Source organism: Phycisphaeraceae bacterium, from assembly GCA_020851465.1.
Lineage (GTDB): Bacteria > Planctomycetota > Phycisphaerae > Phycisphaerales > Phycisphaeraceae > JADZCR01.
In genome coordinates this window covers 296,171-313,440 of sequence record JADZCR010000005.1, presented here as the reverse complement: position 1 = coordinate 313,440, position 17,270 = coordinate 296,171, and the positions used below count along the sequence as shown (strand labels likewise).

Sequence of the window (17,270 nt, the reverse complement as noted above, 5' to 3'; positions counted from 1 at the left end):
TGAACTGGCTAAGCCCTCATGTTTCGCAATAAGAAACGAACTTCGCTCCCGTTTCCCGCCGCTCCGCAAGTCGATCCACTTGCCGCGGTCTCTGATCACCATCAGAAGGTCAAACTTGTGGGCAAGGTTGCAGGCGTTCAGTCCTGTGAACTGCTCACCGAGGGCACTGAAATCATTGTTGGGTCGGCGATCACCTGTGATCTTGTCGTGCTTGATCCACTCGCACCGCGGAAAGCCTTCCGACTGATCCATACCAAGGACCATGCAGGTGGATATGAGAAATGTGACGAGAGTTGGATCATTGAGCCTGCGGCAGGATCACGTGTCTATCTCAATCACACGCTCGCTCGACGCGAACCTATTCGCTTCGGCGATACCATTTCGCTGGGTTGCCATCATTTTGTATTTTCTACAGCAGAGGCTGGCGCACGCGACTGCAAGGGCAATGTACGTGTTGACGACCTGTGCAGAGATTTGATTCGTGGGGGCACCATCCCCACCGGTTATCTCAACGCCAGCCCAAACTGGCGCGACCGCATCCGCACCAGACGTGCTGGAGTGTTCGGTGCTGTTATCGCGGCGCTCCTCCTGGCGTGCTTTTTCCTGTTTCGTAATTCGAACGATATTTTTGAGTCCATCCAGCCGCCGCTTGAAGTCACCATCAATAATCAAGTCTTGATCCCAGCCGGAGAATCAATGACTTCGCTGGCGAAGGTACAGAGAAAAAGTTTTAACACTCCAGAAAACCCTCAGCCCAGCGATCTTCAACCCACCGAAACTCCAAAAATCGAAGAATTGACTGCTGACACAATCCGAAATGCTTCAACACCCGCGCTGCCGCCTCCGCCATCCGAGCTTGACCGAACCGTGGAAGATGCGGGACCGATGTTGCGCGCGGTGGCGAACATCGAAATAAATGACACCCCTGTGGTTCTCAAGCAGGAGCGTCAAAAGCTCGGACAAACATCGCCGATCCAAAGAAAATACACACGGGAGCAGGCTGAACAGATCAAGCAAGTCGCAGACATGGGTGTCGTCCGGGCGAGTGTCACACGCGCCGACATGGCCAGTACCGCATCGACGAAATACGCCAATCAACTCTCACGCCAACCGCATGAAAAACCCACTCTCGATCTATCCGCGCAGCGGGCTGATGTTCTCGCTGCGCTCCAGCCAACCAAGACCGAATTTACGGACTACAAGGGACAGCGAATTCCCATAGCCCGCATTCCTTCAAAACTTGAGACTCTGGCTGTCACCGGCAGCGAGCCTAAGCGAGGCATTGAAGTCGATGGCAGTGTCACCACCGAGGAATCTGCGATCAGTTTCAAGACCGGCCGTTTCCGTATCCACGGACCGGGCACTCCGCCTGAAGCCAACCCTGCGACATATTGCTACGTAAGCAAAACGCAGGTGAGTGGCAAAGACTACCTTTACGTCGCCTTCGTTAACTCCGATCCAAACCTTGCGCAGCTCATCACCACCCGTGTAACAGGCTCCGCCCAGCTGTGTAACGATGACTCCATCGAAATTTTTATCGATATTGACGGCAACCGAACGGACTACCACCAACTCATCGTCAACGCGAAGGGGGAGTACTTCGCTACCGCCTGTCCCAACGGAGATCTGGGAATTAACGGCGAAGGTTCGCCATGGAATGCCAGCCCCATCATCAAAACCACTATCAATCGTGATGCAGCACAGTGGGTTTGCGAAGTACTCATTCCGTACGATGCCTTCCCAAGCGTACCTGCTAAAGGCACCAAAATTCCTGTCAACTTCTGTCGTAACTTCCGTGGGCAGGCATCGAATAATCCCAATTACCTTCAGAACTGGTTTTCCGTGTGGGAAGGTACTTCCCAGAACTACCACCATCCACGACTATTCGGGCTGCTCGAGTGGCCGTAAGAAATCCACGAGATAGGGTTACCACTTCACCCGCACAGACTCACTTTGATCGCGCTCCCTCGCAGAGAACTTTCACCAAACCTTCGATATCAGACTGCCCGGCTTCCAGCGAAACTTGCAGTCCTGATTGACGAATGGTTTCGCTTGTTACAGGTCCGATTGACACAAGGCGAACTTTTTCGAGTAGTGCTCGCTCAGAGCCAAGTATCTCAATCAAATTCCTGACTGAAGAAGAACTGGTAAACGTAATCCAATTCACTTCTGCTCTTCTCAGTGCTTCCAGCACTTTCACCGGCAAACCATCTGCACACTTCGTGTGATAGACAGCCAGATCCGTGACCTTCGCACCTTTGTTTTCCAATAATCTTGGCAATTCCGACCGCGCAATGTCCGCCCGCAGGAGCAGACATTTTTTCCCCTGCACATTTTCTCTCGTCAGCATCTCATCAACGAGAGATTCGGCAACATAGCGTGCCGGTGTCAGATCGGCACGGATGCCGAGCCTCGTCCGCAGATCATCAGCCGTTGCGCTGCCTATTGCCGCAATCTTCACACCAGCGAGGTGACGTGCATCCAATTTCAATTCCGTCAACCGGTCTCCCAGCGCAGCAACGCCATTGACACTCGTAAGGATCAACCAGTCATAATCACGAACACCTCGAATAACCTCATTGATGATTTCTGAATCTTTTTGGCTCACCTCTACGATTTCGATGGTCGGTGCTTCAAGCACCAACGCCCCCTGCTCGATTAACATTTTCTTCAGTACGGAAGCACGCTGCCGCGTACGAGTTATCAAAATGCGCTGACCAAACAACGGCCGACGAATGAAGGAATCCAGACCAGGAGCTTCAAGTCCTGCGACCGCCCCGACAACAACAATCGCCGGAGCACCAAGTCCAGACTCTTCGACTAATCGAGCGGCATTGATAAGTGTCGTGCGCAGACTGCGCTGCTGTGGTGTGGTACCCCATTGCACTACAGCAACTGGCGTTTCCTCGGCCAGCCCACAACTTTTCAACTCATTCACAATGTCCGCCAAACGTCCGATCCCCATGTAAAAACATGCTGTACCTCCGGATCGGATCAGAGAGACCACTGCTGCGTAATCAATCGACGAAACACCCTTGGCAGGATCTTCATGACCAGCAATCAATGTCACAGTGCTTGCCTGTCCGCGATACGTCACAGGGATACCAGCCGTCATCGGTGCAGCAATTCCAGAGGTAACACCGGGTACAACCTCAGCACCGATCCCGTGCCGCGCCAGGTACATCATTTCTTCCGCGCCACGTCCAAATAAGTAGGGATCCCCCCCTTTCAACCGGATGACCAGTTTCCCCTCTTTGGCCTTCTGAACAAGCAACTCGTTGATCTGATCCTGGGTGAGCTTGCAATCGCCTGCCCGTTTACCGGCATCGATCAATTCGGCGTGATTTGGTGCTTCGTCCAATAAAACCGGGTTCGCCAGAGCATCAAACACGACTACATCGGCCAGGCGAAGCAATTCCATGCCGCGCACGGTGATGTAGCCGGGATCCCCCGGTCCCGCCCCCACTAAAGCGACGCGGCCGCGTGACGATCCGGAGGCCGGTTTAAGTGGCGAATGCGATCTGTTGGATGTAGGTAATTCGGGCAAGCTGGTTAATCCGTGTTCCTTTCTCGCCGATGTCGGATGAGTGAGGGAAAAGTCAGGAGCCAAACATGGCCGCTGCAATTTTAAAACTCGTTGACACTTCCGCCCCGCCGTCAAAACCTCGCGATACCTATCGCTTCGAGCAGCGTCGTGCCCAGCGATATTCGGTAACAGGCCGAGCCACTGCGGTCAGCCAAGCGGACCCTGCGGACGGCACACTCCAGCGAATCCGCTCCCTGCAATTGGTCAACATGTCTGACTGCGGAATCGGTGCCGTATGTCAGGATGCGCTGCCACTGGACTCTACCATTGTCGTCTTTGTCCCGCCTCACGGCCCGGAACGCGGCATGGATTATTACGGTCGCGTTGCACGCTGCACGAAGAAAGACTACGGCCACGAGATCGGCATTCACTTTGAACCAAAGTCTGCTGCGTAAATCTGATCCATTGTTTCGTACTTCAGCAATAGACGACTGCCGCCTGATACAGCAGCAACTGCTGTTGCGAAACTTCGTAGTTATCGCCTCTCTATTTTGATATCTGCTTTGATATCTGCTGAATCTCCTTCGCCAGATGCTCATAGCTTTGATCCAAGGCCTGAGGAATCACGCGAATCTGGCCAACCGTCTCCATGAAGTTCACATCACCTGCCCAGCGAGGCACTACGTGGACATGCAGGTGACCGGGAACACCCGCACCGGCGGCACGGCCGATGTTGATGCCGACATTGATACCCTGCGGATTGATGGTTGATCTTAGAAGCTCCTCCGCCAGTGCCACCAGCTCAAAAAGGCTATTGCGCTGCACGGAATCAAGATCGGCCAGGTCCCCGATGTGATCTATCGGCGCTATCAGAAGATGGCCATTGGTGTAAGGATAGCGATTGAGGATGATCACACCTCGCGCGTCACGCAGCAGAACGAGTCGATTTTTCGCTTCAGGCGATCCAGCTTCCGCGACCGCAGCGTCGCAGAGAAAACAACGTGGCGGATCGATGGCTGTTGGTGGCTTAACTGCCGGGTCAAGCGAACGGAGATAATCAAGACGCCACGGTGCCCAGAGGTTCTGGTGAGACATGTTTAGATTGTCGAATGTTCCAGGACGATTGTCGATGTGGTATCACTGAGTAATCCTTCCGTTGCCATACGGGACACATATGAAAACCGTTCTGCTATTATGCTCGCTTTCCAAAAAAGGACGGAGTTTATGGCTCGCAAGGCTCTCATTGTTTGGGGCGGCTGGGATGGGCATACGCCGAAAGAATCGGCAGATGTTTTTGTACCGCTATTACGGGAAAAGGGATTCGAGGTCGAGGTCTCCAATACGCTTGATAGCTACGCTGACAAAACCTTGATGGAGTCACTAAGCCTCATTGTTCCGATCTGGACCATGGGTCAGATCAAACCCGAACAAGAGCAAGGCCTCAGTGCGGCTGTTGCTAACGGAGTGGGACTTGCGGGATTTCACGGCGGCATGTGCGACTCATTCCGCATGAATACCGGTTACCAATGGATGACCGGTGGGCAATGGGTTGCTCACCCGGGAAACCTCTATCCGCGCTACACAGTTAAACTCACTGATAAGAGCCACGAAATCACGCGAGGTCTCAAAGACTTCGATCTTACCAATACTGAGCGCTACTACCTCCACGTCGATCCAGCAAACAACGTACTGGGCACCATCACCTTCGAGGAAAGCGGTGTGGTCATGCCTTATATCTGGACCAAAACATGGGGTAAAGGAAACGTGTTCTACGCAGCATGGGGACATACGTACAAGGACTTCGATGTCCCCGAAGCACGAGACATTGTGCTGCGAGGAATGTTGTGGGCGGCAAAGAAGTGAGAAAGATACTTACGCGAGTCGAGCTGAATTGATTTCATTGCTCTGATGCTCGTGTATAACCACGGCCTTCAGCATCCACGCTTTCTTCCACTCAAATAACCGTACCGATATCCCTCGGCTCAACTGGTGTCACGCTATCGCGAGCTGTGCACTTGCCCATCTCGGCAGCGACTTCTTCTCTGCTCGTCTCATCCTGCAGCTCGATCTGGAAATGCAACAATGCGTCCCAATCGAGAGTGCGGGGCTATGGGTACCCACGATCGTGAACCCGCTCAACGCCCGGGACATTCTCAATTTGGGAATCAACCGCGCGGTCGTCACCTTTGTACCGTTGTGAGGCCGACTCGCAGATCAGTTAACGGTCCACCTGTCCCATCACAATGTCGATTGATCCAATGATTGCAGGCACGTCAGCGAGCAGGACATTCCGAGCGACTTCGCCTGTGACCGCAAGGTTACAGAATGTCGCAGCACGAGCCTTACAGCGATACGGCACGGGTCCACCCTGACTCTCAAGGAAAAAGCCCAGTACGCCGCGGGGATTTTCGGTCTCGACATACACCTCACCCAAAGGCGGCTTGAACGCACGGGGCATCTTGACACGATATCGCCCATCGCCCGTGTCACTCGCAGGTGGAATCATTTTGATCGCCTGCCTGATGATCTTCGCACTCTCATACATTTCCTTCATGCGGACCATGTAGCGATCCCAGCAATCGCCTAGAGTGCCTAGCTCACCGTCACCGACGATGACCTTGAAATCGATCTCTGGGTAAAGCGAATATGGATTATCTCGACGAAGATCGTAAGGAATACCGCTGCCGCGAATGACGGGGCCGGTCAGTGCATATTTGACGCAGAGTTCTTTACTGATGACGCCGACGTTGGCGGTTCGTTTGATAAAAATTTTGTTCCATGTGAGCAGATCGTTGTATTCCTTGATCTTGGGTTCAAAGTAGTCAAGGAATTCAGAAACCTTTTCCAGGTATCCAGCGGGCAGGTCGTGGATTGAACCGCCAATCGTGAGGAAGTTATAGGTCAAGCGTGCGCCGCAGACCTGTTCAAAAAGATCGAGGATGTATTCGCGTTCGCGGAAAGCATAGAGAAACGGAGTAAACGCCCCGATATCTAGCCCGTAAGTGCCGAACGATACAAGGTGAGACGCGATACGGTTAAGCTCGCAGATGATGATGCGGATACATTCGGCGCGGCGTGGTAACTCAACTCCTGCGATTTTTTCCGCGGCGCGACAGAACGCCCAGTTTTCGTTCATCGCCGCCAGGTAGTCCATACGGTCGGTGTACGGAATGTACTGGTAGTAGGCGACGTTTTCGCCGATCTTCTCCGCACTACGGTGCAGATAACCGACGTGTGGGATTGCTTCGAGAACCATCTCACCGTCAGTACGGAGCACAACGCGCAACACACCGTGAGTAGAAGGGTGCTGCGGCCCCATGTTGACGAGCATTTCCTCAGTCTGAACGTCTTCCTGCTCAACATCAGAGACCGTCGTCGTCCTGCCATTGCCGGGGACACCTGCTGGTGACTCTGGCTTCTGTAAAACAAAGGACTGGGTGAAGGTCTGATCGCGTGTATCGGTTGCGGCCATAGGTTGGGTATTGTAGGAAAGGTAATCAAAGAGGGAAAACCGGCTGTACCGTTAAGGAATTACCGCGCTCTTTCCAAGCTGCTTATGCAAATGTTCCCTTGATTTACGATCACAGTACCCTGCCGACAACGGGACAAATTCCAGGGTTCAACCTTAACCTACTTCGATCTCCAGCACCTCAAGTGCTGCTTCTACATGGTTACGATCACCGTCGAGATTCAGAATCGCTGGTGTCGTCATTGCTGTCAGTGCACGTCGCACCGACGCCAGTCGCGGCCAATCGGGATCAACACGTAATCCCAATCTCTTTCGTTCGTGGGCGATCTGGCTACAAAGTTTGCGACCGCCTAAACGGTGTCTCCGTGCCCAGAAGAGATGTTCGAAATAGATCGCGTCCTCGATCCAATGTCCGATATGGGTGATCGCAAAATCCAGCAGTACGGCTGGTCCACCCGGTGCTGGATGCCGCGTCATCGCATTAGCCAAGTGTAAATCACCATGGCACCAGTGATCGATTGGACGATCGTTCCAGATTTTGATCCATTCTTTGAGCTTACGATGTGTCTTTTTGAGAGCGGTCTTCCATCGCTGTTCGTGGGCGACATCATGTTCCTTGATGATGTTCTCTCTCGCTTCGTGGAAAATCTTTTCCCAATCGCGTTGCGGTAAATCCCCTGAGAGAGGAACTTCTCCGGCTGCGACATAGAACCGGCCCGCAGCTTCGATAAGCAGATCAAATTCCTTACCACCCCATGCCGGCCCCAAGGGACCATGCGGCAGACGTTCCATCACAACCCATGCCATGTCATAGCCGTTGAGGGCCTCTCCGTGCGCGTATAGCTTGGGTACGAGGTTGTCAGCAGACTGAAGTCGCTCAAGCCACTGTCGCTCACCCGGTGGGACCGGCAGTTTCACCACGGCTGGCTGGGCGGAATTATCTTCATCAAGATACGAGGCGTAACCCGTCAGAGCCCCGCCACGTTGCCAATCGGTACGAAACCAGGAAACGCTTGAAAGCCGTCCGCCGCAGGCTCGTCGTAAAACAGGTTCCAGGCTGGCACCGAAGGGCGAATCTGCCGATGTGTCTGCTCCGGGCATCGCAGCAGGCTGTCTGCGTCCCGGACGCGCGTTTTCGTCCGATGCTTCGGTTGTCTCCAATCCCGCCAAGCGGTGCCCTTTCCGCCGTGTCTCCTCCGGATTCAACGCTATCCTCGCGATGTAACGGAGGCAAGATATTTTTGTTTTTTGTGGCCGGTTACCTATTTTCCTGCGATACGACGCGATACAAACGTACTTTTTTCAATGGATTCGGGGGATTCCTGGAATACTCAGGTGATATCGACCTGATGCCCCTCCTACCTACTTGATTTCAGGGCACCATAACTGGAACACTCTCTTTTTTGCCATTAGCTCGATTCATTCAAGCGGCGCCTTGGCAGCGGAATTCTTTCTCAGGTAAAACTCGTGTTTTATCAGAGGAGTCCTCATGCGCGATCAACGCCTCAACAAACTGGCCCAGGTTCTCGTTGAATACTCCACCGGAGTGAAGGCAGGACAAATCGTCCGTATCAGCGGCGACCCTGTCGGTCTGCCTCTTATGGAGGCTATTTATGAACGATGCCTGGAGGTGGGGGCACATCCTTTTCTGAAGGTTTCTCCAGAATCCATCAGTGAGTTTTTCTTCGAGCACGCCACCGAAGATCAACTCAAGTATGTCAGTCCCCTCGCACTCCATGAAGTGGAGACCATCGATGTGTCGATCGGTCTATGGGCTGAGACAAATACCAAAGGGTTATCGCGTGTCGATCCTAAACGTCAAGGAATCAATTCTGCGGCACGCAAGCCTATCTTCAAGATCTTCATGGACCGGGCAGCAAAAAAGGCGGACGAACCCGGCAAACTCTATTGGTGCGGCACACTATATCCCACCCTCGCCAGTGCGCAGGATGCTGAGATGAGCCTGAGACAATACGAGGACTTTGTCTTCAACGCGGGACATCTCGACAAGCCTGACCCCGTCGGTGAGTGGAAAAAAATCCATGCTTCACAGGAAAAACTCCGTGAGTTTCTCCAGGGGAAAAAAGTCATCCGTTTCCAAACAGCACGTGGTACCGATCTAACAGTCAACGTTGAAGGATCGACTTGGATCAACTGTGCTGGCCATGAAAACTTCCCTGATGGTGAAGTCTTCACCGGCCCCAATCTCCATGCGGCGGATGGAGGAGTCAACGGCATCGTGTGTTACAGCTTTCCCGCTGTACACCACGGCCGCGAAGTGCATGACATCGAGTTGACCTTTGAACGCGGTCGGGTCGTTAACGCCAAGGCCAGTAAAAACGAAGATTTTCTGATCCAGATGCTCGATCAAGATGCCGGTGCTCGAAATCTTGGTGAAATTGCCATTGGCACCAATTACAACATCACCGAGTACTCAAAGAACACACTCTTCGATGAAAAGATCGGTGGGACCTTTCATGCAGCGGTGGGTGCAGGTTATCCCGAGAGCGGCAACACCAATGAAAGTGGTCTGCACTGGGACATGGTGTGTGATCTGCGCTCCCCTGCTGGCGGCGGGACCATTACGGTGGATGGGCAGGTAATCTCTCGAGATGGGAAGTTTCTGTTTCCAGGCTGGCCTGGAAACCTATAAAAGCTGCACTCGTCTGCAAAACGAAAACGGGTGCCCTGTTCAAAGGCACCCGCTTCCGTGCGTGAGTTGATTGTTGGTAATCCAGCTGGGATCAGTGCGTTTCGTAACCTTCGCTGCCGTGCGAGCGATCCTGCTCAAGCATCTTGCGAAGATACGAGTTTTCGCGACGAGTCGCCTCGAGATCGAATACCAGGTATTTAATCGATAGCCGGAGATAGTCCAGACTTTCCTGAAGGTCGTTCACGGTCTTGCGAAGCTTCTCATGACGGGCCTGAGTCGTTTCAGCCAATGCGGTAAGCTTTTCGCGCTCCGCCTTCGGCAGGGTCGAAATCTCACCCATCAGTTCCGCCAACTTGTTCTGGAAAGTCGTCTCATCCATGGTTCTGAAGCTCCCCCTTCAACAACGAAGGTACGAGTCTATCACAACCTCCCTGCCAGACCGCCAACTGGATGAACGCTATTTTTTAAGATTCTGTAATCAGCGTCTATAACTACACTTATCGCGGGGAAAGTCGGTGAATTGGCATCATGCCGATTCTGCAAGGACAGGCTGGATGTAGATTTTCCGCAACATGCCTGTTAATTCCACGACACGCGATTAAATCTTAAGTGTCTTATTTTTATATGGTTATGGATTGTTCTCTTGCGACGACAGCGCCAGCGCATCCCAGGACATGTCGATGGAGCGAAACCTCGTCGATGAGGTGTTGAACTATCCAAATAGAGAAAATGGAGAAGATGCAATACGTGAACTTCGACCTGCTGGCGACTTAGAAAATATGGAGCCGCACTCTGGCTGCTCTTTTCGAGGAATCGTCTTCTTAGGGCAGCGGTTTCAGCCAGCGAGCCGCTGTTCCGTGGTCCCGGTGCTGACCACGCAGTTCCGTCCCGCACGTTTGGCGAGTTCGACACGGGCCGTAGCAAGCTCAAAGAGGCTCTTGCCACCCGATCCATCCTCTGGGCACATCGCGACACCGATGCTGGCGGTGATCGGAAATGTCGATCCATCCGGCAGGGACACACCACAGGTGGCTACGACTTGCCGTAATCGCTCAGCCATTGACCCCACTTGCTCTCGGCCAGTATCGCGCACGAGCACTGCGAATGTCGGCCCATTGAGCCTGGTGACGAGACAGTCACGCCGCGTGCTTTGAAGGAGTTTGGTCGCGATGGTAGCCAGCAACGCATCGGCTGCTGCATGCTCAATCATCGTGTTGATCTTGCGGAAGTGGTCGAGGTTGAAAATCGCCAATGCCCATGCGCTGCCTGGACGATTGATGAGTTTGCGCATTTCCAACTCAAGAAATCTGCCTGTGGGCAAACCGGTGACCACATCACTCATCTCAACCGCTCGCATCTGCTCACGGACATGAGCTATTTCGAGGCGGGCGGCTACGACGGGGCCGAGTGCTTCGAGGAGATAGATGTGGTGTTTTTCCAGACGCTCGCCACCACGTCGCGCGATCCAGAGCACGCCCTGCGCATCAGTACTCGCTCGGAGAGGTCCACCAGCCAAGCACGTCAGGCCAGCTTGGGCGAAAACCTTACCCCATGCTGCGCCCCGCGGGAACTCCGGCCAAAATGAAACATCCTGGTTTGACAAAATCTGCGGCATGAGCTGCCGCTCAACAGCCTGCACCAGCGCGCGATTGGGCTCGAGTAGATAAGCTCCTGATCCTCGATGGAGTATCTGAAGACTTCGTGACTCTGAGTCCTGATGCCGTAACGCCAATCCGAGGGCTTCAACGCCGAAAATTTCGAAAAGCTGCGATGCTGCCCTCTCCAAAAGTGTCTTGGGATCCGACACGTCGCTGAGCTGTGGCCCAAGTTTTTTGAGAGCTTGTAATTGGCTGGATTGCTGCTCCAGCAACCGCTGGCTCTGTTCCTGCGAGGTGATTTCCTGGACCACCCAGAGGCGGCCGATTCCTTTGCCCGATGCGTCATGCACCGGCACGCCCTGGAATAAAAAGGTACCCACACGTGCCTCGAATCGTTCCTGTGCGGGACGATTGTCATCTGCATCTATCTGACGCAAGCGATTGACAAAAAGGTCTTGTTTTACAATTCCTAACTCCCGCCAGAAGTTTTCCGGGTCATACGGCCGACCGATCAATTCGCTTGACTGCCGCTTGAGCAGAACTGCCAGTTGCTGGTTATGAGCTGCGATCCTTCCCTCCTCGTTGACCAGAAGGATGGCGGCAGAAATATGGTCGATCACCAGATTCAACAGGTGGCTCTTATCCGCAAGCTGTCTCTGGAGTTTCTTGGATTCACTCACGTCTAGAAAAGAGAGGTGCACCGACTGGAGTACGCCATCCGCATTCCGCACACCGGCACACTCGACAAGAACGTCAATCGTTCTGGCTCCCACGACGATGCGCAGATCACATCGGGCAGCTTGATCGAGTTCAAGTCGATCAATGGTCTGACGCAACAGGCCGCGGTCATCCGCACGGAGAAAGTCAAGAATGCCTCGACCGATCAGTTCGCGTTCCGTGGCGGTCTGAAAGAGCGAAGCTGCGCGGTAATTTGCTTCGAGTATTTTCCCGTTTCCATCCAGACTGACCATCGCAGCTGGGGCAAACTGGTAGAGATTTTGAAATGCCTGTTCGCGATTGCGGAGTTGCTCCGCGGTGTTATCGATCCGCGTCAGCATGCCGCCGATCGACTCCGCTAAACGAGAAAACTCGTCGCGCCGACCACTGGCGAGCCGGTAAAACGGCTCGGCTCCCGCGCTGCTGCTGACCAGTTGCATCACCTTTGACAATGGTTCGGTCACCAACCGCCTCAGAAAGAGCAACCCCAGCAGCAGAGTGACCGAGAGCAGCAGTGCCTGACTCCACATTTTGGTCATGACGTTTGAGCGAACATTTGCCCGTTCGGATGGGCCGTCCACAAGCAACTCCAGCGTGACGACACCCCCACCCGCCTTGAATGGCGCGGAGACACGAGTCAAACGATTAAGGTCGATCTCGTTCCCCCGTGCCACGCCATGAGCCGGAAAGATCCAGACTGCGGCATTGTTCTTGAGCAGGTCCGGCCAGTTACCCACCTCAACAGCCGTCATCTGCGGTCCGGTCAGCCGGATTGCACGAACAGCACGATCGTTGGTAAACACATCCAGCGCGTCTTTAATCTCTTCATTGCTTTTGAGCTCACCCAGAAGATCTTTGAAGATGCTCTGGATATTGCGCACACTCATTCCGACACGTTGAGTCACGTCCATCTGGAGCATGGCCTCGGCATTGCGCAATTCGAGCAGGCACAGGCCGACAGAGATAGCCACGCCGCCTAGCACCAGCCCAAAGACGAGCCGAAATACCACAGATCGCATCAGATTATGCGGGGACATGCCTCCTCCACCGGCGAGTCGAGCGAAACGCCGTTGAAGTATTCATCGTCGGTTTATAGCGGTCGGTTAAGAAGGGGTAACCCACATACACCGATTTCTCGGACGGCCGAAAACCCAATCACGCTTACGCGAGCTTGCGATAGACCCAAGCAATTTCCGAACTTCTCCGCCATCACAAGCGAGAAGATGAATCTTGAGCATGATTAATCACCGGCGTGAAGGTTGAGCCGCAAATCACGCCCACACCACCATTCCACTCCCCCTGACTACCTTTCCAATGACATGCACCGTCTCGCCGAGCTTTTCAAATTGTTCTTTTACCGATTCAGCAAATGCCGGCCTGACGATCACCACGTAACCGATACCCATATTGAATACGTCCCACATTTCCTTCTCTTCCACGTTGCCATGTTTCTGAAGGAATCGGAACACGGGCGGCACCTGCCAGGTTGAACGGTCGATTTTTGCATTGATTTTCGGATTAAGTGTGCGCGGGACGTTACCTGGAATGCCGCTGCCAGTGATATTCGCCATGGAGGTGACAACCTGCTTCACCTTGTACCGACGGAGCACGTTAACCACTGCGTGTGCGTAAATCCGAGTCGGAGTCAGCAACACACGACCAAGGGTCTGATGCGGGTCGAGGTCTGGATAAACCTGATCTAAATCAAGGTCCGCCTCCTTCACGATTGCACGCACTAGGCTGTAGCCATTGGAGTGAACTCCGCTGGATTTGAGACCAAGTATCACATCTCCGGGTGATGCCTCGGATCCATCAATGATGCGGTTGAGTTCACCAACACCCACAGCAAAGCCAGCCATGTCAAACTCACCCGGAGCGTACACGTCAGGCATTTCAGCGGTTTCTCCACCCAATAACGCACAACCAGCCAGCACGCAGCCGTCCGCGACACCCCGCACCATTTGCGCAGCCAGCTCAGGTTCTTTTTTGTTCAGCGCGATGTAGTCGAGAAAAAAGAGTGGTTCCGCACCTTGCACGATCAAGTCATTGACACTCATCGCCACGAGGTCTTGGCCGACGGTATCGTAAATCTTCATTTGCGAGGCGAGCTTGACTTTCGTGCCTACGCCATCGGTACAGGCAACGAGGACGGGATCCTTGAAGTTTCGTTTGAAGAGTTTTTCGTTGTAGTCCAGTCGAAAGAGGCCGGCAAAGCCGCCAAACGCACCGACAACACGCGGACCGAATGTCCGTCGAATGTGGTGTTCCATCAACTCCACAGCGCGATCCGCAGCCTGCAGGTCCACGCCGCTGCCAGCATATGTCATCGGGGTCTTGGCCATGGCGAGGAGTTTAGCGGAAGAAAAAGATCTAGGGGAAACGCAGAGATTGAAGGGGGCAAGATCCGAGGTCCATATCGTTAACGGACCCGGTAATCACAACGGATTTCGCTGTTATTCACTACAAATAACCACATTTCCTGTCTATACTTTGACGATTAATCGCTTGGCAATCGGTCTCGATCACTAAGTCGGGCGGATGCTTGAAGTTGTTTTTTGCTCGGATGAACTGCCATGACCACTCACGTGACAACAGATCAGATCCAGCAATTATTTTCCCGCCACCGTTTACGGTGTACGCGGCAGCGGCGAGCACTGTACGAAGCACTGATCTCCACTCGATCACATCCGACGGCTGACCAGCTATTTCAGAAAGTCGCCCATAGTGAGCAGGACATCAGCCTTGCCACCGTTTACAACACTCTTGAGGCGTTTTGTCGTGCGGGTTTGGCGCAAAAACTTCTCGGTCGTGGTGGCTCAACACGATACGATGCCGCCACGCATAACCACCTCCACTTGCGCGACGCTCAATCTGACACCGTCACTGATGTTCCCGATTCAATCGGTGAACGCATTCTGAAAAATATCCCCCAGCACATACTGACCGATCTCGAAAAAGAGCTGGGCTTCAGAATCACGCAGCTTCAGATCGAGCTGGTTGGACAATTCGCAGACACAAAAGATGCCGCGAATCTCGCCGTGAATCGAACTATGGAAGCATCGTCAAGCTGAGCCTACATTCCCGTCAAGACCACCGTCAGTTGCGATCGAGAATTCCTGATCAATCACGAAATTCACTGAGCGTATTCACTACGACAATTCCGCCAATCTATTCACACGTGCATCCTTCTCGTGTAAACAATCCACTCCACCACCAGCACTGCCAGTGCTGCCCAGACGAACCACGGCCAGACTTCACGACGCGCCATCGTTGAGGCAGCTTCACCCTGAACCGTCTTACCTCCGATATCGAGTTTATCCACGGTGCGGATGTCACTTTCTGCTGCGTCAGTGAGGTTTACCGGGAGTTTGTCCCACGGCTTTTCTATTGGGTTTTCAGCTGTGTAAAGCCCCACTCGTTCAAAAATTGGTAATACAGCACGGCTATCACTAACCGATGCACGCAGCTTGAGCGGACCCGAATAAACCACAGATCGTTGGCCACCTGGCACCGGCACAATCGCGACCTCGCCGACCTGGTAGCTCAAACCAGTTTCAATCTGTCCCCCGAGCCCCAGCCAAGGCACCACATTGCTGATAAATACCGGGAAGCTCACCTGCATCGGCCAGTTCGTATGGATCAAATTAAAGGCGGTAACAACGTGGTGTACGCCATCGGCGTTAATTTCAGCCATAACCGGGCCACTCTGAACCATTGCAAGAACTTCCGCGGTATCAGGCAAGGAAAGTCGACCGGCGTCAGCAAGCACCAGATCATCCAAGGCAACGTATCGCAGCAGCGGATGATCCTTTTCCCAGCTCAAGATGTGTTGTGTCGGCGGGTCGCTATCACGGGGCGGCAGCAGCTTAAGACCCGGAATTGGAGGCACACTACCCAGATAGAGGCTGTCCACCTTGGGTACTTCCTTGGGAGCGTAGTGGTCGAATACCAAGGCATCGAAGCCTTCTACCTCCGTTGAACCTTCCCAGCTTCCACGCCGCAGGGCAGATGGGTTTTGAGCTTCGAAGTCGGCTGGTCGCATCATCCGCAGTGACTTGACTCCCTGCACGCGAATCGCTCGCTCTAGAAATCGGTTTCCCTCCGACACCATCAGGACACGCAACCGTTTCGGCGGCGCGACCGTTAACCTCGCGACATTATCTGCAAGCAGTTGATCACTATGGTCGTGTGAAATCTCAACCAGTGCCGAACCGGCAAGATCAAAATCAAACTGCATGGATTGACTGCCGGGTTCACCCGCAGCTACTTTGCTGTCGCCACCTGCTGTCAGTGCGGGAACGCTGGTATTACTGACTCGCACAACCTTGTCATCAACGCGCAGCGTCACCTGAATCGGAACGTTACTTGTTGTGTAATTTGCAAACCGGGCAAAGACATGAACCAGTTCGGGTCGTTTGAGATCGCGTCGTGCGGCAAGAGAAACAATGCCGAGATTGTTCACGCCATGCACAGCCTCAGCCGTACCGCCGATCGGTGTGTACCGAATATCCGCTCCAGCAAGTTTGAGCTTGTCGAGGTCAGACAGCCGGCCATCGCTGAGAATGTACACAGCCAGTGGTTGCTCGCTGGCTGCGACACTCTCAGCAGCGTCGCGTCGAATCAATTGCAAAGCAGGCTCTATATGACTGGATTCATCAGATGGCTGAAGCGCGTTGATTGCATTACGCAGCAGAGATGGATCGTTGGTGAAGGGTTGTACAATCTGCGCCCGCCGGCCAAAGGCAATCACCATTGCCCCACCATTTTCTGAAGAACCCGATGAGGCCATACCATCCACAAGCTCAAGCGCAAGGCGCTTCGCCTCCGCGAAACGTGTGGGAGAGATATCAGTCGCATTCATCGAAGCAGAACGATCAATCAGGATTACCATTCGCTGGCCGGGCTTGGCAGACTGATCAAAAGTCGGTCGCGCAAAAGCAACGAGTAACGCAAGAAGAATGAGTAATTGCAGCAGCAGGAGCAAGCTTTTCCTGAGCCGTTGAAACGGCGCATTGACCTGCATGTCCTGGATGGCTTTTTTCCAAAGTAAAGTCGAGCTTACAGCTACGCGCTTCCTCCTGAGCTTGAGGAAATACAACGCCACCAGCAGCGGAATGAATATCGCAGCAGCAAACAGTGCAGCGGGTAGGGAAAGAAAACCCATTTCATCGTCCAGGAAGTCTGGGTGAAGAACATCGTAACGGAGCCTAACGCCACACGCGCAAAGCGGTCTCCTCTTCTACGAAAATCGTTTACATGTTGTTTTGATAACGTGTTGTACGCCGTATCCTGGGAATAAGCTGGGCG

Annotated in this window: 13 protein-coding genes; 5 read left to right on the top strand and 8 right to left on the bottom strand. The window is 53.5% G+C overall.

Features of this window, described 5'->3' with window-relative positions; all coding sequences use genetic code 11:
• Positions 1-18: 18 nt before the first annotated feature.
• Positions 19-1,908: a hypothetical protein gene (locus IT444_06360; protein ID MCC7192391.1), complete on the top strand. Its 1,890-nt coding sequence runs from the start codon at positions 19-21 to the stop codon at positions 1,906-1,908.
• A gap of 40 nt (positions 1,909-1,948) precedes the next feature.
• Here the strand turns inward: IT444_06360 and cobA are convergent, their stop codons facing one another.
• A complete protein-coding gene (gene cobA, locus IT444_06355; protein ID MCC7192390.1) occupies positions 1,949-3,547 on the bottom strand; it encodes a uroporphyrinogen-III C-methyltransferase in 1,599 nt (532 codons plus the stop codon).
• Positions 3,548-3,612: 65 nt separating this feature from the next.
• Here cobA and IT444_06350 point away from each other — a divergent pair, with 65 nt between their 5' ends.
• Complete coding sequence (locus IT444_06350; GenBank protein ID MCC7192389.1) at positions 3,613-3,981, top strand: PilZ domain-containing protein; 369 nt, start codon at positions 3,613-3,615, stop codon at positions 3,979-3,981.
• Between the two features lie 91 nt (positions 3,982-4,072).
• On the opposite strand, the gene IT444_06345 is transcribed toward IT444_06350, so the two are convergent.
• Positions 4,073-4,621 (bottom strand): HIT domain-containing protein, encoded by a 549-nt coding sequence (locus tag IT444_06345; GenBank protein MCC7192388.1) that lies wholly within the window; start codon positions 4,619-4,621, stop codon positions 4,073-4,075.
• A gap of 129 nt (positions 4,622-4,750) precedes the next feature.
• Between IT444_06345 and IT444_06340 the strand changes: the two genes are divergently transcribed.
• Positions 4,751-5,389: a ThuA domain-containing protein gene (locus IT444_06340; protein ID MCC7192387.1), complete on the top strand. Its 639-nt coding sequence runs from the start codon at positions 4,751-4,753 to the stop codon at positions 5,387-5,389.
• 355 nt (positions 5,390-5,744) lie between these two features.
• Here the strand turns inward: IT444_06340 and IT444_06335 are convergent, their stop codons facing one another.
• Entirely contained in the window at positions 5,745-6,998 is a 1,254-nt protein-coding gene (locus IT444_06335; protein MCC7192386.1) for an NADH-quinone oxidoreductase subunit D, read from the bottom strand.
• A 153-nt stretch (positions 6,999-7,151) separates the two neighbouring features.
• A complete protein-coding gene (locus IT444_06330; protein ID MCC7192385.1) occupies positions 7,152-8,096 on the bottom strand; it encodes an aminoglycoside phosphotransferase family protein in 945 nt (314 codons plus the stop codon).
• A 388-nt stretch (positions 8,097-8,484) separates the two neighbouring features.
• On the opposite strand from IT444_06330, the gene IT444_06325 reads away from it, so the two are divergent.
• On the top strand, positions 8,485-9,648 hold the full coding sequence (locus tag IT444_06325) for an aminopeptidase (protein ID MCC7192384.1): 1,164 nt from the start codon (positions 8,485-8,487) through the stop codon (positions 9,646-9,648).
• 91 nt (positions 9,649-9,739) lie between these two features.
• Here IT444_06325 and IT444_06320 read toward each other — a convergent pair whose 3' ends face one another.
• The 3 genes from IT444_06320 to IT444_06310 form a co-directional block, all read right to left on the bottom strand.
• On the bottom strand, positions 9,740-10,027 hold the full coding sequence (locus IT444_06320; GenBank protein ID MCC7192383.1) for a hypothetical protein: 288 nt from the start codon (positions 10,025-10,027) through the stop codon (positions 9,740-9,742).
• Between the two features lie 456 nt (positions 10,028-10,483).
• Positions 10,484-13,000: a diguanylate cyclase gene (locus IT444_06315; protein ID MCC7192382.1), complete on the bottom strand. Its 2,517-nt coding sequence runs from the start codon at positions 12,998-13,000 to the stop codon at positions 10,484-10,486.
• A gap of 234 nt (positions 13,001-13,234) precedes the next feature.
• Positions 13,235-14,305: a phosphoribosylformylglycinamidine cyclo-ligase gene (locus IT444_06310; GenBank protein ID MCC7192381.1), complete on the bottom strand. Its 1,071-nt coding sequence runs from the start codon at positions 14,303-14,305 to the stop codon at positions 13,235-13,237.
• 231 nt (positions 14,306-14,536) lie between these two features.
• Here IT444_06310 and IT444_06305 point away from each other — a divergent pair, with 231 nt between their 5' ends.
• Positions 14,537-15,034, top strand: a complete 498-nt coding sequence (locus IT444_06305) for a transcriptional repressor (protein MCC7192380.1) — start codon at positions 14,537-14,539, stop codon at positions 15,032-15,034.
• 101 nt (positions 15,035-15,135) lie between these two features.
• Here IT444_06305 and IT444_06300 read toward each other — a convergent pair whose 3' ends face one another.
• The gene (locus IT444_06300) at positions 15,136-17,127 is read right to left on the bottom strand and encodes a VWA domain-containing protein (GenBank protein ID MCC7192379.1); all 1,992 of its coding nucleotides are present in this window, start codon (positions 17,125-17,127) and stop codon (positions 15,136-15,138) included.
• Between the last annotated feature and the right edge of the window lie 143 nt (positions 17,128-17,270).